Below are 21,534 nucleotides of genomic sequence, written 5' to 3'. Positions count from 1 at the left end.
ATGGATATTCAGTTCACGGAAGAGCAGGAATTGCTGCGATCCAGCGTCCAGCGCCTGCTGCGCGACCAGTACGCCTTCGAGGCGCGGCGCAAGATTGTGGCAAGCGAGGAGGGCTTCAGCCGGAAGCAGTGGGCGGCTTTCGCCGAGCTCGGCCTGCTGGCTGCGCCGTTCTCCGAGGGGGCCGGCGGTCTCGGCGGCGGTCCGTTGTCGACCATGATCGTCATGCACGAGTTCGGCCGTCGCCTCGTGGTCGAGCCTTACGTCGAGACGGTGGTGCTGGCCGGCGGGCTGATCGAGCAATTGGGCACGCCGGAGCAGCAGCAGAGCTTCCTCCCTGAAATCATCGAGGGCTCGAAAATCTGGACGTTGGCCTGGACCGAGAAGGCATCGCGCTTCGATCTGGCCAATGTCACGACGCGGGCGCGGCGCGAGGGGAGCGACTACGTCCTGACCGGCGCGAAGACCATGGTGATCGCAGCGCCCTGGGCGGATTATCTGATCGTCTCGGCGCGGACCTCCGGCGAGGATCGTGACCGCGGCGGCGTAAGCCTGTTCGTGGTCGATCGACGCGCGAGCGGCGTCGATCTCCAGAGCTTCAAGACCATCGACGGCCGTCGGGCCGCCGAGATCAGCCTGCGCGATGTCCGCGGGCAATTGCTGGGAGCAGAAGGCGAGGGCGTCGCCGCGCTGGAAGCCTGCCGCGACCGCGCCATCGGTGCGCTCTGCGCGGAAGCGGTGGGCGCCATCGGTGAGCTGAACTCGGCGACGCTGGAGTATTCGAAGACGCGCAAGCAGTTCGGCACCACCATCGGCGCGTTCCAGGTGCTGCAGCATCGGATGGTCGACATGTTCATCGCCCATCAGGAAGCGCTCTCCCTGATGCAGCATCTGAGCCTCAGCCTCAGCACCGGTGATTCCGCACTGTCGCGGCTCGCCTCCGGCGCCAAGTCGAAGATCGGCTATGCCGGCAGGTTCGTCGCCGACCAGGCGGTGCAGCTTCACGGCGGCATGGGAATGACCGACGAGCTCAACGTTGGGCACTACTTCAAGCGAATCTCCTCCATCAACATCCAGTTCGGCGATCCCGCGTTCCATGTGCTGCGTTACGCGCAGCTGGACGCGGCCGCGTAAGCAGAGAGGCCAGCATGACGACTGAAGCAGTCATCGTTTCCACCGCAAGGACGGCTGTCGGCAAAGCCTACCGCGGCGCGCTCAACAATACGGACGGTCCGACCCTGGCCGGGCACGTGATGGCCGAAGCGGTGAAGCGCGCCGGCGTCGCGCCGGGCGAGGTTGAAGACGTGGTCATGGGCTGCGCCATGCAGCAGGGCACCATGGTGATGAACGTGGCGCGCAAGGGCGCGATCCGCGCCGGCCTGCCGGTGACGGTCGCCGGCACCACCATCGACCGGCAATGCGCCTCAGGCCTGCAGGCCATCGCGGTGGCTGCGCGCTCGGTGATGCTTGATGGCGTCGAGGTCGCGATCGGCGGCGGCATCGAGTCGATCAGCCTCGTGCAGAACGAGCACATGAACAAATTTCACGCCGTCGACGACGAGCTGATGGCGATGAAGCCCGAAATGTACATGTCGATGCTCGATACCGCCGAGGTCGTCGCCGAGCGCTACAAGATCGGCCGCGACAAGCAGGACGAATATAGCCTCGAGTGCCAACGCCGCGTCGGCGCTGCGTTGCAGGCCGGCCGCTTCAATGACGAGATCGTGCCGTTCACGACCAAGATGGCGTTGTTCAATAAGGACACCAAGGAGGTCACCTACGAGCAGGTGACCCTCACCAAGGACGAAGGCCCACGTCCCGAAACCACCGCCGAAGGCCTCGCCAAGATCAAGCCGGTGTTCGAGGGCAAAACCATCAGCGCGGGCAATGCCAGCCAGCTTTCGGACGGCGCCTCAGCCTGCGTGATCATGAGCGACAAGATTGCGGCCAGGAAGGGCCTCAAGCCGCTCGGCATCTTCCGCGGCTTCGTCGCCGCCGGCGTCGAGCCGGACGAGATGGGCGTCGGCCCGGTCGCCGCGATCCCGCGCCTGCTCAAGCGCCATAACCTCAAGATCGACGACATCGATCTCTGGGAACTGAACGAGGCCTATGCGGTGCAGGTGATCTACTGCCGCGACAAGCTCGGCATCGATCCGGACAAGCTCAACGTCAACGGCGGCTCGATCGCGATCGGCCATCCCTACGGCATGACCGGGTCGCGGCTCACCGGCCATCTCCTGATCGAGGGCCGGCGGCGCAAGGCGAAATTCGGCGTGGTGACCATGTGCATCGGTGGCGGCATGGGCGCGGCCGGTCTGTTTGAAATCACCCACTGAGCGGCAACGCGGGAGATCATTCGTGAAGACAGCGATTACTGAACTGTTCGGCATCGAGCACCCGATCATCCAGGGCGGCATGCACTATGTCGGCTTCGCCGAAATGGCGGCGGCCGTCGCCAACGCGGGCGGGCTCGGCTTGATCACGGGCCTGACGCAGAGAACGCCGGAACTGCTGGCCAAGGAGATCGCGCGCTGCCGCGACATGACGGACAAGCCGTTCGGGGTGAACCTCACGTTCCTGCCGACTTTCAGTGCGCCGCCCTATCCGGAATATATCGCGGCCATCAGGGAGGGCGGTGTCAGGATCGTCGAAACCGCCGGGCGCAGTCCCGAGCAATATATGCCGGCGCTGAAGGCGGGCGGCATCAAGGTGATTCACAAATGCACGTCGGTCCGGCACTCGCTGAAGGCCGAGCAGATCGGCTGCGATGCCGTCAGCGTCGACGGCTTCGAGTGCGGCGGCCATCCCGGCGAGGACGACATGCCGAACATGATCCTGTTGCCGCGCGCGGCCGAGGAACTGAAGATCCCGTTCGTTGCCTCGGGCGGCATGGCGGACGCGCGCAGCCTGGTTGCGGTGCTGGCGATGGGCGCTGCGGGCATGAACATGGGCACGCGCTTCATCGCCACCAAGGAAGCGCCGGTGCATGACAACGTCAAGAAGGCACTGGTCGCGGCGAACGAGCTCGACACCAGGCTGGTCATGCGGGCGCTCCGGAATACGGAGCGGGTGCTGAACAACAAGGGCGTCGAGCACCTGCTCGAGATCGAGCGCGAGAAGGGCAAGAGCCTCAAGATCGAGGACATCCATGACCAGGTGGCGGGCGTCTATCCCAAGGTGATGATCGAGGGCGACATGGACGCGGGCGCGTGGAGCTGCGGCATGGTCGTCGGGCTTATTCACGACATTCCGACCGTGAAGGAACTGATCGACCGCATCATGGCGGACGCCGAGCGACTGATCAGGGGCAGGCTGACCGGATTCCTTGACGCCGACAGCGGAGCCGCGCGGAAGGTCGCGTGATGCGACGGCTGGGGATCGGCGTCTTAAGCGACGCTCCCCGGCTCATGCGTCTGGTGAGCAGCAGCTCCGGCTTGATGTGGTGATCGAGCCGCAGTCACCGCGCTCACGCGCCCTCCAGTGCTTGGCGGATGCGCGGATTCTGTTCGAGAGCCCATCGGACCGTCTTCGGAGCGCGTCCAAGCAATCGTTCGAGCTCGTCGTTGACAACGTCATAACGTCCGCCCGCGACCAGTCGGGTGATGGTTTTCAGGTGGTCCGCAATGTGTGGGTTGCGAGCTGCCAGAGCACTGTTGATGTAGGTGTCGATCCAGGCATCCAGGTCCTGGGGCACGTAGGAAATCTTGCGCCCGAGCGCGGCGCCGTAATCCTCCGCAAACCCGTGCATGTCCTTCAAGACCGGTCCCGTGAGCGCATATGACATCGATATATGCGTAGGCGGGTCGATCAGGATCTTCGCGCAGATTTCTGCAACGTCATAGGCGGCGATTGGCGCAATCTTCTGCGCGCCGAACGGCAGATGAAGTTCGCCCGCGCTCAGCAATGGCTTGAGCGGAAACCAGGACAGGATCGGGTTCTCGGCGAACATCGTTGCGCGGATGTTGACGACCGGGAGGCCGGACCATTGCAGCGCCTGCTCCGACGCCCAATGGGCTCTTTGTTGCGGCGACCATTCGGCGACAGATCCTCCAAGCCAGGCTAGTCGCGCCTCGCGCTCGGCGGTCATTCGGTCGAAGGTCATGAAGGTCTGCTCGAACTCCGAGATGTTCACGAAAACTTCGATGGCGCCTTGCGCACGCGCAGCGGCAGCCATCAGGATGGTTGCGTCGCTATAGTAGGGGTTCAGGCTCATGCTGAAGTAGATCCGCCGGCAACCTTTCAAGGCAGCCGCGACATCGGCGACGTTGAGGAGATCACCGACGAATATTTCGGCGCCGGCCTGTCGAAGCGCCTCAGCCCGCTCGTCGTCCCGCCTCACGAAGGCGCGCACTGGATATTGCTGCGAGAGCAGCATCTTGATCATCGTCCTGCTGATGGAGCCAACCTCGCCACCGGCGCCGGTGATCAATATTGGGGGCCGCTTCGACATCGATTTGTCCTTTTGGCTGAGTGGCCGAGTGGTTCCTGGGCGGGTCCGATCCTCGCAAAGCGGTGCGCAAGAACAGTTAGATTCTTATGAAGCGGAGGATGTGGTCGAAGACGGCGTCGGGTTGTTCAAGATGGAGAAAGTGCCCGACTCCAGGCATCACGACACGCTCGAGACCATTGGTGAACGCCGCCTCCATGCCTTCGCTAAGCTGGGCGGAGATGCAGCCGTCGTCTGCCCCATGCATATAGAGCGACGGGACCGCAATTGGACGGCTGGCGAGAGCCTCGAGAGCTTGCGCCGCCGCATCGGACGGCGGGGTGAACAACTGCCGATAATAGGCCAGCGTCTGCGCGAGGACGCCGGGCTGGGCAAAACTCTCGTTGAGTGCCGAACGAGCCGGCGCTGGCTGCACGTATCCCGGCGACCATTCGCGCCAGAGGCGGTCGAGGAATGCAAAGTCGTTCAGCTGAACGGCCAGCTCGGCCAGACGTGTCTGGAAGAAGAACATGTACCAGCTTCGTCGCTGCTGATCACCGTCGGCAACGAACGCCGATGCCAATCCCTTTCCATAGGGCACCGCCAGCCCGACAAGCTTGCGGACGCGCTCCGGATCGAGGCTTGCCGCGGCGTAGGCTGCGCGTGCCCCAAAATCATGGCCGATGAGAACGGCTTGCTCAGCTCCAAGCGATTCGATGAGCGCCAGGACGTCCTGACCTGTTGCCGAGGCGCGGTACGACCCGTCCGGTGCGGCGCCGCCGACCCAATATCCGCGGAGCGCCGGCGCCACCGCCCGATATCCTGCTTGCGCGAGGCGATCGAGAAAGGGGATCCAGCTCTGCGCATGATCGGGAAAGCCGTGCAGGCAGAGCACGAGGGGACCATGTCCAACCTCCAGAATCGGGAAATCGAGTCCGTTGGCGTGAACCGTGCGCTGGCGGACATGGCCGCTCGCCAGAGAGTTCTCCGGCGAACGCCCGGGACCATCGGCGTGCCGTTGCTCGGCCGTTGGAGCAGAGGTGATCATGGTTGGCGTGTCCTTCGTAAAGTCGTCTGAACTAGCGAACGCGCGCTTCCCGGCTTGGAGGTCCCCACCAGCGAGGCGGGATCGCCTCGCTTCCGTTGCCTTCCCAGTGCTGCCGCTACGCGGCCATTCGCAGCAAATCGACGATGTCGGCTTCGTCTTTGAAGGGACGCGGGTTGGCCTTTACGAAGCGATGATGGATCGCGATCTTGCTGATCTGGTCAAACTTGTCTTCACCGATGCCGACGTCGGCGAGCCGCCCGGGCAGTCCAAGCGTCCTGGTGAATTGCGTAAAGGCATCTGCGGCTTCGTCGCCCGGAGCGCCCAAAGCCGTCGCCAAACGCTTCTGCGCATCTTCGGTGAACGGCTTATTGTAGCGAAGAAGGCTCGGCATGATGACAGGCGTGCAATAGTAGTGGGGAACGTCGAAGGTTCCGCCAAGCACATGGCCAATGCCGTGACTTGCGCCCATGGGGACGCGGGCCTGCAGCCCGTACGAGGCGAGCCATGAGCCGTATTGTGACAATCGGCGTGCCTCGAGATCATCAGGTTGTTGCAAGGTCTGGAGCATTCCCTCGCGCAACGTGCGGATGCCCGCCAGGACGACTTCGTCGGCCAAGGGAGTGCCGGCCGGCGAGCACAAGGCTTCGATGCCATGATCCATCGAGCGCGTGCCGGATCCCATCCAGAGCTTTGTCGGCGTATGAAGGGTGATGGCGGGATCGAGAATGATGGCCACCGGCATCATCTGGGGGTGAAAGAAGATCTGCTTCAGCTTCTGGCGCTCGTCGGTGACGAGCGCTGCGGCATTGTATTCACCGCCATTCAGCGTCGACGGAACCGCGATTTGCCGCACTGCCGGCGAGCGGAGGGGCGATTGGCTCACGCCCGGCCCCATCGGGAAGGGATCGAAGCCCGCTTCATCGCGGATATCGTGCTCCATCGCCATGATGACGATCTTGGCGAGGTCGACGGCAGACCCTCCGCCGACGGCCACGACGAGATCGGCTCGTGCCTCCTTTGCATGAAGGGCAACCTCGGCGGCCTGCTTGCGCGTCGTGTGCTGCGCAATGCCGTCGAAGGTCGTTGCATGTTTGTCGCCGAGCGCGCGACGGATTTTCTCGATCTCGTCGGTCTTGGAGTTCAGGGTTCGACTGGCGATCAGGAAGACACGCTTTGCGTCAAGTCGTTCCGCCTCTTCGCGAACAGCTTCAGAGGCGGCTTTGCCATAGATGACCCGGTCGATTGCCGGAAAGTTATGGACACCGGTCCTGCGCATGTCTTCCTCCCATTGGACGCCCGAAAGTCGGGCTTTATATTATGATCATCATTCAAGTTCGAGTCGGTGTCTCGGCACGTCGGAGCTCTGCGACGTGCTGAAAAGTTAAATCGCGACAATTGCCGTTGCCGGATTAACGGCGTCCGCTCTCGCCGTTCATGGATGCGCTGCCGCAGATATCAGGCGAGGGGTTTCTCGAGAGGCCTACGCTTTTTCAAGCGTCCATGATTCTTTTCATCGTGGCCCTTTGCATTGACCGCGGCGTCAGACGATTTGAAAAGGCAGCCATGTTGTTCGCCATGCCTGGGATCACCATGGCCTTCCCTTGCGAGAGCGCCCGAATACCGGTCTCGGCGACCGGACGCGGCTTCATGGTGAGGAGGCTCAGCAAGCTTGAAGCGGTTGCGCCGGCAACCGCATCGAATCCCGTCGCGGTGTGCCCGGGGCAGAGACTGGTCACGACCACGCCATGCGGGCGGAGTTCTTCGTGCAGGGCCTCGCCAAAGGCCAGTACATAAGCCTTGGTCGCCGCATAGGCCGCATAGCTGGGAACGGCTTGGAAGGCCAGGAGGCTGGCGATGAGAAGGATATGTCCACTTCGCCGCTTAGCCATGTCGCGGCCGAAAAGATAGGTCAGCTCTGTGACCGCCGTGATGTTGAGCTGGATCATGTTCGCGGTCTGCTCGATCGGCGTGTCCAGGAAATCGCCGTGCAAACCGTATCCGGCATTGTTCAGTAAGATGTCGATCGCCACCGACCTCGCGTCGAGACTGCTTTTCAGGCGGCTGGCCGCGCCCGGCGCGGCAAGATCAATGGCTTCGACCAGCACCTCCACCCCGTATTTGCGGCGGAGATCGGAGGCAAGCTTTTCCATGGGCTCCTGCCGTCGGGCCGCCAATACGAGATTGACTTTCTGCGCCGCCAGCAGATCTGCGAATTCAAGGCCGAAGCCGCTCGAGGCCCCCGTGATCAGAGCCCATTTTCCGGCGAAGCTGTTCATTGCTGCTTTCGACATCGTTCTCGTCCTCATCTATTTGATCAGCGAAAGGGGCTCGGCGACATTCTCAATCAGAACACCGGCTCATCCCTTCAAGCGGCAGCGGCGTCGCGAACCTGTTCGGTCGCGGCATCCAAAAGTGCCTGAGCCAGATCGGGGTCGTTGACAACGCGCGAGAGCGTCACCGCGCCGACCATCGTTGCGAGAATGGCCATGGCCTTGCCGCGGGAGGCCTCGTCGCCGGCTCCGGCGATGAAGCGGCCGAGCACGTCGAGATGCGCCTTGATTCCCGCTTCGAATTCCGCCTTCACGTCGGGGCCCTGTCGGGCGGCATCTGAGCCGAGCGCCACGATCGGGCAGCCGTCCATCTTTTCTCCGCGATGGTCGCCACTGAGATAAAATCCGATCACCGCGCCAAGCGGATCGTCAGGATTCTGAGCGGCCGCGTCCGCCCATCGGCCGGACGCGCTCTCCAATGCGCGCCTGGACGCCTCGACCGCCAAATCCTCTTTTGACGCGAATTGCTTGTAGAAGGCGCCTTGGGTGAGCCCGGCCCCCTCCATCAGATCCTTGAGCCCGATGCCGTCAAAGCCGCGCTCCCTGAAGAGGCGACTTGCCACATTGATTACGGTTTGGCGGTTTTCCGCGGCCTGAACGCGACTGACTCGCATCGGCTCTCTCCAAGTTTAGATTTCATTCGAACTCTATTAGGACAAATAGAAGCCGAACGCAATCTAACAAGAGGTCTCCGAGGCGGAATTCCTTAAATGGCAGCGCCTTTACCCCACCTCGATACCTATCCTGGTGCCTGAATCACAATTTCGTTGCCTCTCTCCACTTTTAGATTGCGTTCGACATCTAATCTGAATATAGAGTTCGTATGAAATCTAAACTCGGGAGACTGACAATGAAGATGCGGGGTTTTGCGGTTTTGGCCGGTATTTTGGTCCCGGCAGGCGTGGCGACCTTCGTTGCGCTCGGCATCCCGCCCCGAGAAGCCTCCGCGGTCGGTGACCCCCGGCAGGAGGCCCCAATGGTCCGTCTCGTGACGGCCGCGCCGGTCGGTGGATCCGAACGCGGTTTCACCGGGACGATCGGCGCGCGCGTGGAAAGCAATCTCGGCTTTCGCGTCGCCGGCAAGATCGTCGAACGGCTCGTCAATGTCGGTGAGCAAGTCAAATCCGGCCAGCCCTTGATGCGGATCGACGAAACCGACCTGCGCCTCGCGGTCACAGCGAAGCGCAATGCGGTGGCCGCTGCGCGCGCTCTTGTCGTTCAGACCGACGCCGACGAGAAACGCTACGCCAATCTGGTGAACGACGGATGGACCTCCAAGCAACGCTACGAGCAGGCGAAGGCCGCATCGGACACCGCCAAGGCGCAGCTTGCCGCGGCCGAAGCCGACGCAGGAGTCGCCGAGAACCAGGCGACCTATTCCGTCCTGGTGGCGGACGCGGACGGAACGGTCACCCAAACGCTTGGTGAGCCCGGCCAAGTCGTCGCCGCCGGCCAGGCGGTCGTTCGGCTGGCACAGTCCGGTCCTCGCGAAGCCGTGGTGGCGCTTCCCGAAACGATCCGGCCGGCGATTGGTTCGCTTGCCGATGCAAGCCTCTATGGCAGCGACGGGCGCCGCTATACCGCGCATCTGCGCCAGTTGTCGGATTCCGCCGATCCCCAGACCCGCACCTATGAAGCGCGCTATGTGCTCGGCGGTGAAGCCGCGGCGGCACCGCTCGGTGCGACCGTCACCATTCGGCTTGCCAACCAGGATCAGCAGCCGGACGTCCAGGTGCCGCTGGGCGCCGTGCTCGATGACGGCAGAACGACCGGCGTCTGGGTGTTCGACAGCGTCACCTCGACCGTCCGCCTGCAACCCGTCAAGCTTCTGCGTGTGACCAGCGAGACCGCCGTTGTCTCCGGATCGAAGTCCGGTGACCAGATTGTTTCGCTGGGCGCTCACCTCCTGCATGAGGGCGCGCGTGTCAGGACTGCCTCGGAAACCAGGAGCAACTGATGAGCTTCAATCTTTCCGCGCTCGCCGTTCGCGAGCGAGCCGTCACCCTGTTCTTCATCCTCCTGCTGGCCGCCGCGGGCGCCTACGCCTTCATCATGCTCGGGCGGGCCGAGGATCCCTCCTTCACCATCAAGACCCTGACGGTCACGACCGTTTGGCCGGGCGCGACGGCGCGCGAGATGCAGGACCAGGTCGCCGAGCCCCTGGAGAAGCGGATCCAGGAACTGACCTGGTACGACCGGGTGGAGACGACCACGCGGCCCGGTTATGCCTACATGACGGTGACGCTGAAGGACAGCACGCCGCCATCGAGCGTGCAGGAGGAATTCTACCAAGCCCGCAAGAAGCTGGGCGATGAAGCGCGCAAGCTGCCCTTCGGCGTGCTCGGCCCCTTCGTCAACGATGAATATTCCGACGTGAGCTTCGCCCTTTATGCCCTCAAGGCCAAGGGCATGCCGATGCGCGAACTCGCCAGGCAAGCCGAGACCATTCGCCAGGATCTGCTGCACGTGCCCGGCGTCAAGAAGATCAACATCCTTGGTGAGCGTCCCGAGCAGATCTTCATCGAGTTTTCCTATGCCAAGCTGGCAACGCTCGGCGTTTCGGCAACGGATATCGTTGCCGCCTTGCAACGGCAGAACACCGTCACACCGGCGGGCTCGATCGACACCAAGGGGCCGCAGGTCTTCATCCGGGTCGATGGCGCTTATGACAGCGTCCAGGCGATCGCCGACACGCCGATCGTCGCTGCCGGGCGGACGCTGAAATTGTCCGACATCGCCGAAGTCCGCCGCGGCTACGAGGATCCTCCCACCTACCTCATCCGGCATCAGAGCGAGCCTGCCGTCATGCTGGCTGCGGTCATGCAAGAGGGCTGGGATGGCCTCGCGCTCGGCAAGGCACTGGAAGAAAGGTCCGCAGCGATCTCTCGCACGCTGCCACTCGGGATGACGCTGGCCAAGGTCAGCGACCAGGCCGTCAACATCACCTCGGCGGTCGACGAATTCATGATGAAGTTCGCGATGGCGCTCGGCGTGGTGCTGCTGGTGAGCCTGCTCAGCCTCGGATGGCGCGTCGGCATCGTCGTCGCGGCTGCCGTGCCTTTGACGCTCGCCGTCGTGTTCCTGATCATGCTGGAGACCGGCCGGTTCTTCGACCGCATCACGCTCGGCGCTCTCATCCTGGCGCTTGGTCTTCTCGTCGACGACGCCATCATCGCCATCGAGGTGATGGTGGTGAAAATGGAAGAGGGCATGGACCGCATCTCGGCGGCGGCTTATGCGTGGAGCCACACTGCGGCGCCGATGCTATCTGGAACACTCGTCACGGTCGCCGGCTTCCTGCCGGTGGGCTTCGCCCGTTCGACCGCCGGGGAATACGCCGGCAACATCTTCTGGGTCGTGGGCTTCGCCCTCATCGTGTCCTGGATCGTCGCCGTGATCTTCACGCCCTATCTGGGCGTCAAGATGCTGCCCGCGATCAAGCCGGTCGAAGGTGGCCACCACGCGATCTACGACACGCCCAACTATCGCCGCCTGCGCGGGCTGATCACCTTCGCCGTCCGCCACAAGTTCGTGACCTGCAGCATCGTCGCCGTCGCCTTCGCGTTGTCCGTCGTCGGCATGGGTGGCGTCAAGCAGCAGTTCTTCCCGACCTCCGACCGTCCCGAAGTGCTGGTGGAGGTTCGTCTGCCGGAGGGCACGAGCATCGAGACGACGACCGCCACGGTCGAGAAGCTCGAGGGCTGGCTTGACCACCAATCGGAGGCCAAGATCGTCACCAGCTATGTCGGTCAGGGTGCGCCGCGCTTCTTCTTCGCGATGGCGCCAGAGCTGCCGGATCCGGCCTTCGCCAAGATCGTCGTGCTGACACCAGACGCGGAGGCGCGCGAGGCTTTGAAGCAACGGCTCCGGCAGGCGGTGTCACAGGGCCTTGCAGCCGAGGCCAATGTCCGCGTCACCCAGCTCGTGTTCGGACCCTATACGCCTTTCCCGGTGGAGTTTCGGGTCGTGGGTCCTGACCCCGCGGAATTGTACTCTATTTCTCAAAAGGCCCTCGAAATCATGCGTGGCGTTCCCGATGTGCGGCAGGCAAATCGCGATTGGGGTAATCGCACGCCCGTGCTCCGCTTCATCCCGGATCAGGATCGATTGAACCTCATCGGCCTTTCACCGGCCGAGGTGGGGCGTCAACTCCAGTTCCTGCTCACCGGCATCGCCGTGACGCAGGTCCGCGAGGACATCCGCAATGTCCCCATCGTGGCGCGCAGCGCCGGCCGCGAGCGGCTGGACCCGGCGCGATTGGCGGATTTCTCGTTGACGAGCCGGGACGGCCGCTCAATTCCGCTCGACCAGGTCGGCCATTCGGAAATCCGGCTTGAAGAGCCGATCATGAAGCGCCGCGATCGCACGCCGGTCGTCACGATCCGCTCCGACATCAATGAGGCGACCCAACCGCCGGAGGTCTCCAAGGACGTCAAGACGGCCCTTCAGCCGCTGATCGCGTCGCTGCCGGCCGGCTATCGTATCGAATTGGGCGGATCGATCGAGGAGGCAACCAAGGCCAACGACGCGCTGGCGACGATCTTCCCGGCCATGATCGCGGCCATGCTGATCGTCATCATGCTGCAGGTGCGATCCTTCTCGACGATGGCCATGGTCGTGCTGACGGGACCGCTCGGTCTCGTCGGTGTCGTGCCGGCATTGCTGCTCTTCAACCAGCCGTTCGGCTTCAACGCGATCCTGGGCCTGATTGGCTTGGCGGGCATCCTGATGCGCAACACTCTGATCTTGACCGAACAGATCAAGGAGAATCTTGCCGCCGGGCTTGACGACTATCACGCCGTCATCGAGGCCACGGTGCAACGCACCAGGCCGGTGATCCTGACTGCGCTTGCCGCCGTGCTGGCCTTCATCCCGCTCACGCATTCCGTGTTCTGGGGATCGATGGCCTATACGCTGATCGGCGGCACCGCGGTCGGAACGGTTCTGATCCTGCTGTTCCTGCCCGCGCTTTATGCCACGTGGTTCCGGATCAAGCCGACCGCAGGCGACATGCACGAGGCTTCATCCGAGAAACCGGAATTGCCACTAGCGTTGGCTGCCGAATAAGGCTCTGTTGCTCCGATGGATCGTCCGGCCCGAACAGGAAGAGAGTCCGACGAGGCCCGCGCCCGGATCCTGGGCGTGGCGGAAGAACGCTTTCGCCGTGTCGGTCACCACAGGACGTCGGTGGCCGACATCGCCGCTGAACTCGGCATGAGCCCGGCGAATATCTACCGCTTCTTTCCTTCCAGGAATGCAATCAACGAGTCCATCTGTGGCCGTCTCATCGACGAGGTTACCGACAGCGCCTTTGCGATCGCGCGCTCGGGCGCGCCGGCGACGGAGAAACTCGATCAACTGCTGACCAGCGTTCACCACCACACCAAGACGATGCTGGTCAAGCAAAGGCCCATGCATGATCTGGTCGTCCTCGCCATGCAGGAGAACTGGCCGATCATTCAGGCGCATATCGAGCGGATGCTGATGATCCTGGAGGCGATCATCCGCGAGGGCGCTGACGCCGGCGAGTTCGAGGTCGAAGACGTCGCGGAAGCCGCCCGAGCGGCCAGATCCGCGTTCGTGCCCTTCTTCCATCCCATTCTGATCGAGCACTGCGCTGTCCACGGCGAAGATGCCGAAGCAAGCATGCGCGCCCAGATTGTCTTTATCCTGAAAGCTCTGAGCAAGTCCGGCTAAGCCGCCCCGTCCTGCGCCGGAAAAGCAAGGTTCAGTCAGCCGCACGCTTTCGCGCGGATGCCCTGACTGCCGGCTTGCTGCCGCCCTGCTGTTTGCAGGCCTGACACAGCCACGCGGCAAACGCGGCGACGGCCGGATCGCCCGCCATGCGTTGCTCATATTCGAGCACGAAGTGACGCCGCGTCGGCCGAACGAGAGGATGCGCTCTGACGAGATCGAGTCTTGCTAGATCAGTATCGAGCAGGCTCTCGATTGCGATGGCAGCGCCAAGCCCGGCGGCCGCAGCTTCGATGGCGAGACCGAGGCTTTCAAAGCTGCTGCCGCCGCGAACCGGCACCTTGGTGAGCTGCGCGTGGTCGAGCCAGCGCCGCCAGTCGTCCGGTCGCGGCCTGTTGTGCAAGAGTGGCACGGACGTGAAGTCCAGCGCGCCGTCTTTCAGCAGGGCGGGCGAGCAGACCGGCACGGTGGCGATCGGCAACAGCGGCCGGGTGACGAGGCCGGCTCTGGATTCTCCGTCCGAGACGGCGATGACGGCATCGTAGCGGCTGGCAAGAAGGTCGACGGGGTTGGCGCTGGTGTGAAGATCGATCTCCAGTTCGGGATGCGCTGCCGTGAGGCCGGGCCATCTCGGCAGCAGAAAACGTGACAGGAAAAATCCGTAGACGCCGACCGACAGCCGCCTGAATCGCCGCAGGTGCAGGCCTTCGGCCGCATCCGCAATGCGGTCCAGTGCTTCGCGCGTGGAGTCGGCGAAGGCTTTGCCGGCGGAGGTCAGCACCAGGCCCCGCGATCCCCGCAGGAACAGTGCCGTGCCCATCCGCACCTCGAGGGCGCGGACGTGCCTGCTGACGGCTCCAACCGTGACGTTCAGCTCGTCGGCGGCGCGCGTGATCGACAGATGTCGCGCCGCCGCTTCGAAGGCCCGAACGGCATGGAGCGGAGGAAGTCGTCGTGCAGCCATGATCGTGCGCTCCCCGCGGGATGGCCGAGCCTTGAGTCTCGCTCAAGGCCCCCGGCCAAGAAGTCGTTTGCGCGGAGCGCTGTCAAGTCATACCCGGAGCCTGGCCGGGACTACCCGGCCCAAGAGCGACAATCTGGAGAGGAAGCTCATGACCGCTCATGCCGGTTTGGTTAGCCGCGAAGCCGAGCAGTGGGTCGAGTACCGGGAGAGGCCATTGTCCCGCGCGGCCGCGCTGCTGGTGGAGTAATCTGGATGGATCAGTTGGCTCAGCGTGAACTCGCCCGTCTGCTCGCCGGCCTACGCCGCGAAGGACGCCAGCAGAGCGGTCTTGACCAGCGTCTCGTGCCGCCCGACAAGGCGACCGCCTACCGCATCGCGCGCATGGTCGAGGAGGAACTCGGCTGGACCGTCGCCGGGTGGAAGATCGCAGCGATGAAGGAGGGACTGCAGCGGGAGCTGCGTACGGACTCGCCGATCTACGGCCGGGTCTACGCGCCGTTCATCAGGGAGTCGCCGAGAAGCGTCGAGCACGCCAGACAATGCAGTCCGATTCCGGAAGTGGAGTATCAAGCGGTTCTCGCGACCGATTTGCCCCCGCGCGCCGAGCCTTACACGGTGCAGGAGGTGACGGCGGCTGTGGCGTCGCTGCATCCTGGAATCGAACTGGCAGAGTGCCGCTTTGTACATGATGCGGCATTCCCGCCATTGCCGGCGATTCTCGCCGACGGTGCCGGATCCGGGACGATCGTCCATGGTCCAGCCATTGCGGACTGGCAAGAGCGCGACATTGCCGCGCAGGAGGTCAGCCTCATTTGCAACGGCACTCTGCGCCGCAAGGGCAGGGCTTCCGATTTGCTGGATCATCCGGTCGTGTCGCTGACTTGGCTTGCCAACGAACTCTCGCGCACGGGCATCGGCATGAAGGCAGGACAGATGGTCAGCACGGGCACGCTGACGGGCATGTTGCGGCCGAAGGCCGGTGAGACTTTCGTTGGCGATTTCGGACCGTTCGGCAGCGTCAGTGCCAAATATTCGTGAGACTGGCGTGGCGTGAGATCGATCTCTGAAGCTACGCCCGGAGCTCAGAAATTCCTGGCCATGGCAGCCAGGCGTCGATGGGCCGTTTCCCGCGCAGCCTCGATCAGCTGCTGCGGCCCGGTGGTTGGCCCGATCGGCACGAAACGCACGTCGTGGATACCAATGAAGCGCAGGATGTCCCGCAGATACGGCGTTGCCATGTCGATGCGGCTGCGGTTCATGCCGGTGGCAAAGTCGCTGCCGCTGGCGAGAATCACCAGTGTCGGCCGGTCCTTGAGCAGCGGGAGATAGCCCTGCGATGGGTCGAACCGAAAAGTCAGTCCGGGCTGGACGATGATGTCGAACCATTGCTTGAGCTTGTAGGGAATGCTGAAGTTCCACATCGGCGTCGAGATCAGCACGCGATCGGCCAGCGACAGGCGCAGCGCCATTCGCTCGGCCTCGGCAAAGCTGTTGCGCTGCGCGTCATCGAACGCTTGCCCATTCATCCGCGCATATTTGGCCTCGACGATAGGGCCCGCGAATTCAGGCATCCGCTCCCGCCAGAGGTCCATGACGTCGAGATCCCAGTCCGGCCGGACCTGGTGAAAGCCGTCAAGAAAGACACGCGCGCCGGCACTCGAGAAGGAGTCGGCGCGGGGCGAGCAGGACAGGTGCAGGAGCTTCACCAGCGTTCATCCCAACGCCCTAATGACGGCATCCGCCCGGGTGACGATCGCGACGTTCTGCATGGCAAAATTGATCGACGCGTTGTGCCAGTCGGCATTCATGGTCGAGCAGCAATCTTCGGGGACGATCATGAAATAGCCCTTGTCTGCGCCGGTGCGGGCGGTGTGCTCGACCGACATGTTGGTCCAGGCGCCGGTGTTGATGATCATGTCGCGCCCGGTCGCCTTCAGGATCGTCTCGAGCCGTGTGCCTTCCCAGGCGCTCATCCGCATCTTCTCGACGACGAAATCGCCCGGCCGTGGCTCGAGGCCGGACACGGGCGCCGCGCCCCAGCTGCCGCGCACCATCGCCTTGCTGTCGACCAGACCTTCGAACAACGGCGCATTCAGCGTGACGCCGGGCGCGCCGGGCTCGACGACGAACCAGACATGGATGATGGCGACGCCCCGCGCGCGAGCCGCCTCCGCCAGGCGGCGGACGTTCTCGACGACATGCTGTTGCTTGGCGTGGCCGGGCGCGCCTGAATCTGCGAAGGCGCCGCCGTCCATGATGACGTCGTTCTGCAGGTCCTGGATGATCATGGCGCAGCGCTGCGGATCGAGCTGCATCTCGCCATCAGCGAGGATGGGCGCCGCCGGCGCGGCGCTTGCGGTCGCGCCGCCGCCGCTTCGCCGGCCGCTCATATAGGGCTCGTGCCGCGGGCCGACCTTGGTCGGGATCGCGTACACCGAATGGGTCGAGGTCAGGTATAGCGTACGGAAATCGGCCCCGCCCCAGGCGAGGTTGGCGACGAGCTCGGGCACGCGAACTTTGCCGAGCAGCTCGCCGCGCGGCGAATAGACCCAGACGCCGCCGGGCGCGGTGACCCAGACATTGCCGTGTTGATCGCACTTCATGCCGTCGGGCAGGCCGGGCTCGAGCTCGGACTTGATGCCACTCGCAAATACCCGCGCATTCGCCAGCGAACCGTCGCCATCGACGTCGAAGACGCGGACCAGCGCCTGCACGGTATCGTTGACATAGAGCAGCTTCTCGTCCGGTGAGAAGCAGAGCCCGTTCGGCTGATCGAACAGGTTGCGCTCGACGACGAGCCGCGGCTCGCCGCCGGGCACGACGCGATAGACGCCCTGAAAACCGAGCTGGCGCGGCCGCTCGACGCCATAGACCGGCATGCGGCCGTACCAGGGGTCCGAGAAATAGATCGCGCCGGAGGCGTGCACGCAGACGTCGTTCGGGCTGTTCAGCTCCTGTCCCCCAAAATGCGAAGCCAGCACCTCGCGCCGCCCGTCCGGCCGCTCGCGGATCAGGGACGAAGTCGCGTGCTCGCAGATGATGAGATTGAGCTCGGCATCATAGGTCATGCCGTTGCACTTGTTAGAGGGGCGTTTGACCTCAACCACACCGCGCCGCGCATCCCAGCGTCGGCGCACGTCAGCAGGCATGTCCGAGAACAGCAGATAGTGATCGACCGGATGCCAGATCGGTCCCTCCGTGAAGTCGAAGCCGGTGCCGACCTGCGCGACCGGGGCATAGGGGTCGATCAGGGTCTCGAATTCGCTTCGCAAGGTGACGTGGGTCATCGGTCGATCCTCAAGGCACGTTACGCCGGAAACCAGTTGCGTGCGGGCAGCGATTGCACGATCGGGCCGGGGACCTGATCGTGCAGGCGCCCGACGACGTTGCCGCCTTCGATCTTGGCGGGACGGTCGTGCACCGGCAACAGATAGCGAGAATTGCTCAGCAGCTTCTTGATCGAGGCCTTCTCCGCCCGCTTGCTGGTGCCGTGATTGCCCGTCGTGCGCGGTTCCCAATCATGGATCTCGTTGAACGGCGTCACGATCTGGTCGTTGAAGTCGTAAATGACGTCGCCGCAGATGGTGGCGATGCCATCGGCCGTCTCGATGATGATGTTCATCGAGCCCTCCGTATGCGCATTGGCGGCGTCGCAATAGACACCGGGCATCAGCTCGATCGGACCGGTGATCTCGAGGTCGAGGAAGCGCAGCGCGCTCTTGGTGTGCAGGCGGTCGATCAGATGCTTGATGTCGGGTGCCGGATATTGCGGATGCATCAGGCCGGAGACCGAATATTCGAGCTCCTTGCGGTTGAGCACGACGGTCGTATTCATCGGGAACAGATCGTCCTTGCCGGCATGATCGATGTGCAGATGAGTATGGCAGACGAAGCGGACGTCGCCCATGCGCACGCCGTGGCGCGCGAGCTGGTTCTCGATCATGTTCTCGTGGTACTGCAGCCCGCGCATGCCCAGCGTTTCCATGATCTGGTTGGAGCGATAGCCGGTGTCGACCACGACCGGATATTTCCCGCCGAGGATCAGGAAGCCGAGGGTGAGGACGCGGCGGGTGCGGCCACAGTCACGGCCGAGCACCAGGAAGCTCGATTCCAGCTCGATATCGCCATAGTCCAGGATCTTGATCTCCAGCGCCATTCATTGCCCTCCCTCATCTGTTTCTTGTCTGTCAAAGCCGATAGACGCGCATCGCAGTCGTCCTGAAGATGGCATCCTGCTGCTCAGCACTGAACGGCGCGGCCGCCGTGCGAAAGGCGTCCACGAGTTCGCGATAGCTGGTCCACAATTTCTCGATCGGGAAATTGGAGCCGAACAGGCAGCGCTCGGCGCCGAAGATCGCGACGGTGTCGGTGAGCACGGCGGCGATGTGCGCGGGATCGTTGCGATGGATGAAGGTGCCGAGCCCGGACAGCTTTGAGACCACGTTGGGGCAGGCCGCGAGCCGGGCCATCCCGCCGCGCCAGGCGGCGCGGCCGGCCGGTGACAGATCCTCCAGCATGCCGGCATGCTGCAGGATGAAGGTCACCTCGGGGCAAGCCTCGGCAAGCGCTGCGGCCTGCGGCATTTGCGGCGTGAACACCTGCAAGTCGAAGCTCCAGCCATAGTCGGCAAGACGCGCGACGTTGCGCTGTATGGTCGGATCGGCGCAGAGATCCGCGCGGGCTGCAAAGCGGTAGAGCGGGTTTCCGTGCCAGTGCAGCTGCATGCGCACGCCGCGCACGAGAGAATAGCGCTTCAGGCGATCGAGCTGCGGTCGCACGTCCTCCACGGCAAAATCGGCATAGGCGACGATCGCGTGCGGCCAGCCGTGTTGATCGGCGGTCTGCTGCACCCAGGCGGCCTCGTCCTCGAAACGGTCGTTGGCCCAGTTGGTCTGCACATAGACCGACCGGGTGACGCCGGTGCCCTTGAGGTCGTCGAGATATTCTTGAATCGGATAGTCGCGCCGGATCGGTTCATAGGGGCCGAAGATGCGCGGCTGCATGGGGCCGATCAGCCAGGGCAGGTCGGCCTGCCGCCAGATGTGATGATGGCCGTCGACAATACCGGTCACGCCGCTCTCCTTCGTCCCAACGCCAGAATATGCGCGACGATCGACGCGCTCGAACCGCCATCGACGAGGTCATCGACGAAGCGCTCGATGGCGATGAGCGCCTCGGTCTGCGGCCGGAAGCCGGGGCTTGTCGCCAGCGGCGTCAGCCAACTCAAGCGCCAGGCCCGCCGCGACAATTTCGCGACGGCGTCCGCAAGTGCGTCGGTCTCGCCGCGTTCGAGCCCGTCGGAAACGATCACCACGGCAGCGCCGCGGGCATAGCCGCCGAACCGGGGCACGGCGAGGAAGGCCTGGAGCGCGTCGCCGATCCGAGTGCCGCCGTCCCAGTCGCTGACCAGATGCGCAGCAGCGTTCATGGCCTGCTCGCGGCGCTTCAGCCGCAACGGACGGGTGACGCGGGTCAGTCGGGTGCCGAAGGTGAAGACCTCGACATTGGGCGCGGCCTGCACCAGCGCATGCGCGAGCTTCATGTTCTCCTCGGTGCGGGCCTTCATCGAGCCGGAAACGTCGATCAGCAGCAGCATCTTGCGCGGGCGCTGGCGCCGCTTCATGTGACCGAGCCGCAGGATCTCGCCGTCGCTGCGGACGCTGTCGCGCAAGGTGCGGCGCAGATCGGCAAACGGCCCGCGGCGGGCGCGCATGCGGCGATGGCCGCGCCGCCGCGGCAGGCGTCGTGGCGCCTCCCGCGCCAGGCGGCGCAAGGCGTCCGTGCTCGCGGTCGCTCCGAAGCGGCGCTCGACCAGCGCCTCGGCACGCGTCGCGGTCAGGCCGGACTCGCTTGCCTCGTCGGAGAGAAGCGGCTCCTCGTCACCGCGGCCTTCCTCCTGGAGCCGAACGGTCTCGTCGTCCTCGCCGTCCTCGGTGCGCTCGATGGCCTCGTTGCCGCGGAAATGCAGATTGAACAGCCGATCGAAGGTCGCGCGGCGCTCGGGCGGTGGGGCCAGCGTCGCCAGGGCGGCTTGCCTGATGTGCTCGATGCTATCGGGGCCGAGCAGCTCGATCGCGGCCAGAAACGTCGTGGTTTGCTCCGGTGCGACGGCAAAGCCGTTCGCGCGCAGCAGCGCGACGAAGGCGACGAAGACGCGCGCGGCGCGCGGGAGCTGCGGCTCGGTGGTCATGCGGTCGCCTCCGCGAGCATGGCATCGAGCCGCGGCGAGATGAAATGCAGGTCTTCTTCATCCTTCAGCGCCACGCCGATCGAGCGCTTGAACGCGTCCGGCCAGCGCGCGCCGCCTTTGTGCAGCAGCGTCGCCGCCTCGGCCCAGTCGACGGCCTCGGCAATGCCGGGCGCTTTGCTCAGCGGCTCGCGCCGCAACTTCTCCACGGCCGCGACAACGGCGCGGGCGGTGGCCTCGGCAACGCTGGAGGCACGCATCATGATGATCCGCGCCTCGCGCTCGGCGCTGGGATAGTCGATCCAGTGATAGACGCAGCGGCGGCGCAGGGCCTCGTGCAGATCGCGGGTCCGGTTCGAGGTGAGGACCACGACCGGGCGTTCGGCCGCGCGAACCGTGCCGCGCTCGGGAATCGAGATCTGGAAGTCGGAGAGGAATTCGAGCAGGAAGGCTTCGAACTCCTGATCGGCGCGATCGATCTCGTCGATCAGCAGCACGGTGGAATCGGGCGCGCGCAGGGCGGCCAGCATGGGACGTTCGATCAGGAAGGTCTCGCCATAGATGTCGATGCTCTCGTCACCGGCCTGACGGATCGCCAGCATCTGGCGCGGGTAGTTCCACTCATAGAGCGCGGCGGAGGCGTCGATGCCCTCGTAGCATTGCAGGCGGATCAGGCGCCGGCCGAGCACGGCGGCGATCGCCTTTGCCGCTTCGGTCTTGCCGACGCCGGGTGCGCCTTCGAGCAGCAGTGGCTTGCCGAGCGCGAGGCCAAGATAGGCTGATGTCGCAAGGCCCTCGTCGGCGAGGTAATAGGCCGCCCGCAGCGCCTTCTCCAGCGCCTCCGGGCTGTCGATGCCGACGATGTTGCTGCGAACGGCCACGGTGTTT

The 21,534-nt window shown here is 64.2% G+C and carries 19 protein-coding genes; 7 read left to right on the top strand and 12 right to left on the bottom strand.

All coding sequences use genetic code 11. The features are described from left to right. The 3 genes from IVA79_RS23075 to IVA79_RS23065 are packed head-to-tail and all read left to right on the top strand — an operon-like array spanning position 1 to position 3,360. The gene (locus IVA79_RS23075; protein WP_247557007.1) at positions 1-1,131 is read left to right on the top strand and encodes an acyl-CoA dehydrogenase family protein; all 1,131 of its coding nucleotides are present in this window, start codon (positions 1-3) and stop codon (positions 1,129-1,131) included. Between the two features lie 14 nt (positions 1,132-1,145). Beyond that, positions 1,146-2,333, top strand: coding sequence for an acetyl-CoA C-acyltransferase (locus IVA79_RS23070; RefSeq protein ID WP_247557004.1), 1,188 nt, complete (start codon positions 1,146-1,148; stop codon positions 2,331-2,333). A gap of 22 nt (positions 2,334-2,355) precedes the next feature. Next, positions 2,356-3,360: a nitronate monooxygenase family protein gene (locus tag IVA79_RS23065; protein ID WP_247557001.1), complete on the top strand. Its 1,005-nt coding sequence runs from the start codon at positions 2,356-2,358 to the stop codon at positions 3,358-3,360. Between the two features lie 103 nt (positions 3,361-3,463). On the opposite strand, the gene IVA79_RS23060 is transcribed toward IVA79_RS23065, so the two are convergent. The 5 genes from IVA79_RS23060 to IVA79_RS23040 form a co-directional block, all read right to left on the bottom strand. Then, positions 3,464-4,447: an NAD(P)H-binding protein gene (locus IVA79_RS23060; RefSeq protein WP_256465644.1), complete on the bottom strand. Its 984-nt coding sequence runs from the start codon at positions 4,445-4,447 to the stop codon at positions 3,464-3,466. A gap of 76 nt (positions 4,448-4,523) precedes the next feature. Further along, complete coding sequence (locus tag IVA79_RS23055) at positions 4,524-5,471, bottom strand: alpha/beta hydrolase (RefSeq protein ID WP_247556995.1); 948 nt, start codon at positions 5,469-5,471, stop codon at positions 4,524-4,526. A gap of 115 nt (positions 5,472-5,586) precedes the next feature. Continuing rightward, the gene (locus IVA79_RS23050; protein ID WP_247556993.1) at positions 5,587-6,747 is read right to left on the bottom strand and encodes an iron-containing alcohol dehydrogenase; all 1,161 of its coding nucleotides are present in this window, start codon (positions 6,745-6,747) and stop codon (positions 5,587-5,589) included. Positions 6,748-6,961: 214 nt separating this feature from the next. Further along, positions 6,962-7,762 (bottom strand): SDR family oxidoreductase, encoded by an 801-nt coding sequence (locus IVA79_RS23045; RefSeq protein WP_247556991.1) that lies wholly within the window; start codon positions 7,760-7,762, stop codon positions 6,962-6,964. Positions 7,763-7,836: 74 nt separating this feature from the next. Further along, the gene (locus IVA79_RS23040; protein ID WP_247556990.1) at positions 7,837-8,415 is read right to left on the bottom strand and encodes a TetR/AcrR family transcriptional regulator; all 579 of its coding nucleotides are present in this window, start codon (positions 8,413-8,415) and stop codon (positions 7,837-7,839) included. 236 nt (positions 8,416-8,651) lie between these two features. Here IVA79_RS23040 and IVA79_RS23035 point away from each other — a divergent pair, with 236 nt between their 5' ends. From IVA79_RS23035 to IVA79_RS23025, 3 genes are read left to right on the top strand one after another with little or no spacing between them, the layout of a single operon-like run. Next, positions 8,652-9,758, top strand: coding sequence for an efflux RND transporter periplasmic adaptor subunit (locus tag IVA79_RS23035; protein WP_247556988.1), 1,107 nt, complete (start codon positions 8,652-8,654; stop codon positions 9,756-9,758). Continuing rightward, positions 9,758-12,868, top strand: coding sequence for an efflux RND transporter permease subunit (locus tag IVA79_RS23030; RefSeq protein WP_247556986.1), 3,111 nt, complete (start codon positions 9,758-9,760; stop codon positions 12,866-12,868). Before IVA79_RS23035 ends, IVA79_RS23030 begins: the two co-directional genes overlap by 1 nt. A 15-nt stretch (positions 12,869-12,883) precedes the next feature. Further along, positions 12,884-13,498, top strand: coding sequence for a TetR/AcrR family transcriptional regulator (locus IVA79_RS23025; protein ID WP_247556985.1), 615 nt, complete (start codon positions 12,884-12,886; stop codon positions 13,496-13,498). Positions 13,499-13,529: 31 nt separating this feature from the next. Here IVA79_RS23025 and IVA79_RS23020 read toward each other — a convergent pair whose 3' ends face one another. Continuing rightward, positions 13,530-14,459: a LysR substrate-binding domain-containing protein gene (locus IVA79_RS23020; RefSeq protein WP_247556983.1), complete on the bottom strand. Its 930-nt coding sequence runs from the start codon at positions 14,457-14,459 to the stop codon at positions 13,530-13,532. Positions 14,460-14,711: 252 nt separating this feature from the next. On the opposite strand from IVA79_RS23020, the gene IVA79_RS23015 reads away from it, so the two are divergent. Then, complete coding sequence (locus IVA79_RS23015; RefSeq protein ID WP_247556980.1) at positions 14,712-15,497, top strand: fumarylacetoacetate hydrolase family protein; 786 nt, start codon at positions 14,712-14,714, stop codon at positions 15,495-15,497. 44 nt (positions 15,498-15,541) lie between these two features. Here IVA79_RS23015 and IVA79_RS23010 read toward each other — a convergent pair whose 3' ends face one another. The 6 genes from IVA79_RS23010 to IVA79_RS22985 are packed head-to-tail and all read right to left on the bottom strand — an operon-like array spanning position 15,542 to position 21,527. Next, positions 15,542-16,168, bottom strand: a complete 627-nt coding sequence (locus IVA79_RS23010) for an NAD(P)H-dependent oxidoreductase (protein WP_247557193.1) — start codon at positions 16,166-16,168, stop codon at positions 15,542-15,544. A 3-nt stretch (positions 16,169-16,171) separates the two neighbouring features. Then, positions 16,172-17,746: an isochorismatase family protein gene (locus IVA79_RS23005; protein ID WP_247556978.1), complete on the bottom strand. Its 1,575-nt coding sequence runs from the start codon at positions 17,744-17,746 to the stop codon at positions 16,172-16,174. 20 nt (positions 17,747-17,766) lie between these two features. After that, complete coding sequence (locus tag IVA79_RS23000; RefSeq protein ID WP_247556976.1) at positions 17,767-18,615, bottom strand: MBL fold metallo-hydrolase; 849 nt, start codon at positions 18,613-18,615, stop codon at positions 17,767-17,769. Positions 18,616-18,646: 31 nt separating this feature from the next. Then, positions 18,647-19,531 carry an amidohydrolase family protein gene (locus IVA79_RS22995; RefSeq protein ID WP_247556975.1) on the bottom strand — a complete coding sequence of 295 codons (885 nt, stop codon included), beginning with the start codon at positions 19,529-19,531 and terminating at the stop codon, positions 18,647-18,649. Continuing rightward, complete coding sequence (locus tag IVA79_RS22990; RefSeq protein ID WP_247556971.1) at positions 19,528-20,649, bottom strand: VWA domain-containing protein; 1,122 nt, start codon at positions 20,647-20,649, stop codon at positions 19,528-19,530. The genes IVA79_RS22995 and IVA79_RS22990 overlap by 4 nt, the downstream gene beginning before the upstream one ends. Further along, positions 20,646-21,527: a MoxR family ATPase gene (locus IVA79_RS22985; protein WP_128927092.1), complete on the bottom strand. Its 882-nt coding sequence runs from the start codon at positions 21,525-21,527 to the stop codon at positions 20,646-20,648. The genes IVA79_RS22990 and IVA79_RS22985 overlap by 4 nt, the downstream gene beginning before the upstream one ends. Between the last annotated feature and the right edge of the window lie 7 nt (positions 21,528-21,534).

The sequence above is a fragment of the Bradyrhizobium sp. 138 genome, from assembly GCF_023074075.1.
GTDB lineage: Bacteria > Pseudomonadota > Alphaproteobacteria > Rhizobiales > Xanthobacteraceae > Bradyrhizobium.
The sequence above is the reverse complement of the archived record's forward strand: the minus strand, read 5'-3'. Positions and strand labels throughout refer to the sequence as shown.

Excerpts from the sequence above, each read along its gene's own strand:
- IVA79_RS23075 (WP_247557007.1), top strand. The coding sequence starts at position 1 with ATGGATATTCAGTTCACGGAAGAGCAGGAATTGCTGCGATCCAGCGTC.
- IVA79_RS23070 (WP_247557004.1), top strand. The coding sequence starts at position 1,146 with ATGACGACTGAAGCAGTCATCGTTTCCACCGCAAGGACGGCTGTCGGC.
- IVA79_RS23060 (WP_256465644.1), bottom strand. The coding sequence starts at position 4,447 with ATGTCGAAGCGGCCCCCAATATTGATCACCGGCGCCGGTGGCGAGGTT.
- IVA79_RS23055 (WP_247556995.1), bottom strand. The coding sequence starts at position 5,471 with ATGATCACCTCTGCTCCAACGGCCGAGCAACGGCACGCCGATGGTCCC.
- IVA79_RS23050 (WP_247556993.1), bottom strand. The coding sequence starts at position 6,747 with ATGCGCAGGACCGGTGTCCATAACTTTCCGGCAATCGACCGGGTCATC.
- IVA79_RS23045 (WP_247556991.1), bottom strand. The coding sequence starts at position 7,762 with ATGTCGAAAGCAGCAATGAACAGCTTCGCCGGAAAATGGGCTCTGATC.
- IVA79_RS23040 (WP_247556990.1), bottom strand. The coding sequence starts at position 8,415 with ATGCGAGTCAGTCGCGTTCAGGCCGCGGAAAACCGCCAAACCGTAATC.
- IVA79_RS23035 (WP_247556988.1), top strand. The coding sequence starts at position 8,652 with ATGAAGATGCGGGGTTTTGCGGTTTTGGCCGGTATTTTGGTCCCGGCA.
- IVA79_RS23030 (WP_247556986.1), top strand. The coding sequence starts at position 9,758 with ATGAGCTTCAATCTTTCCGCGCTCGCCGTTCGCGAGCGAGCCGTCACC.
- IVA79_RS23025 (WP_247556985.1), top strand. The coding sequence starts at position 12,884 with ATGGATCGTCCGGCCCGAACAGGAAGAGAGTCCGACGAGGCCCGCGCC.
- IVA79_RS23020 (WP_247556983.1), bottom strand. The coding sequence starts at position 14,459 with ATGGCTGCACGACGACTTCCTCCGCTCCATGCCGTTCGGGCCTTCGAA.
- IVA79_RS23015 (WP_247556980.1), top strand. The coding sequence starts at position 14,712 with ATGGATCAGTTGGCTCAGCGTGAACTCGCCCGTCTGCTCGCCGGCCTA.
- IVA79_RS23005 (WP_247556978.1), bottom strand. The coding sequence starts at position 17,746 with ATGACCCACGTCACCTTGCGAAGCGAATTCGAGACCCTGATCGACCCC.
- IVA79_RS23000 (WP_247556976.1), bottom strand. The coding sequence starts at position 18,615 with ATGGCGCTGGAGATCAAGATCCTGGACTATGGCGATATCGAGCTGGAA.
- IVA79_RS22990 (WP_247556971.1), bottom strand. The coding sequence starts at position 20,649 with ATGACCACCGAGCCGCAGCTCCCGCGCGCCGCGCGCGTCTTCGTCGCC.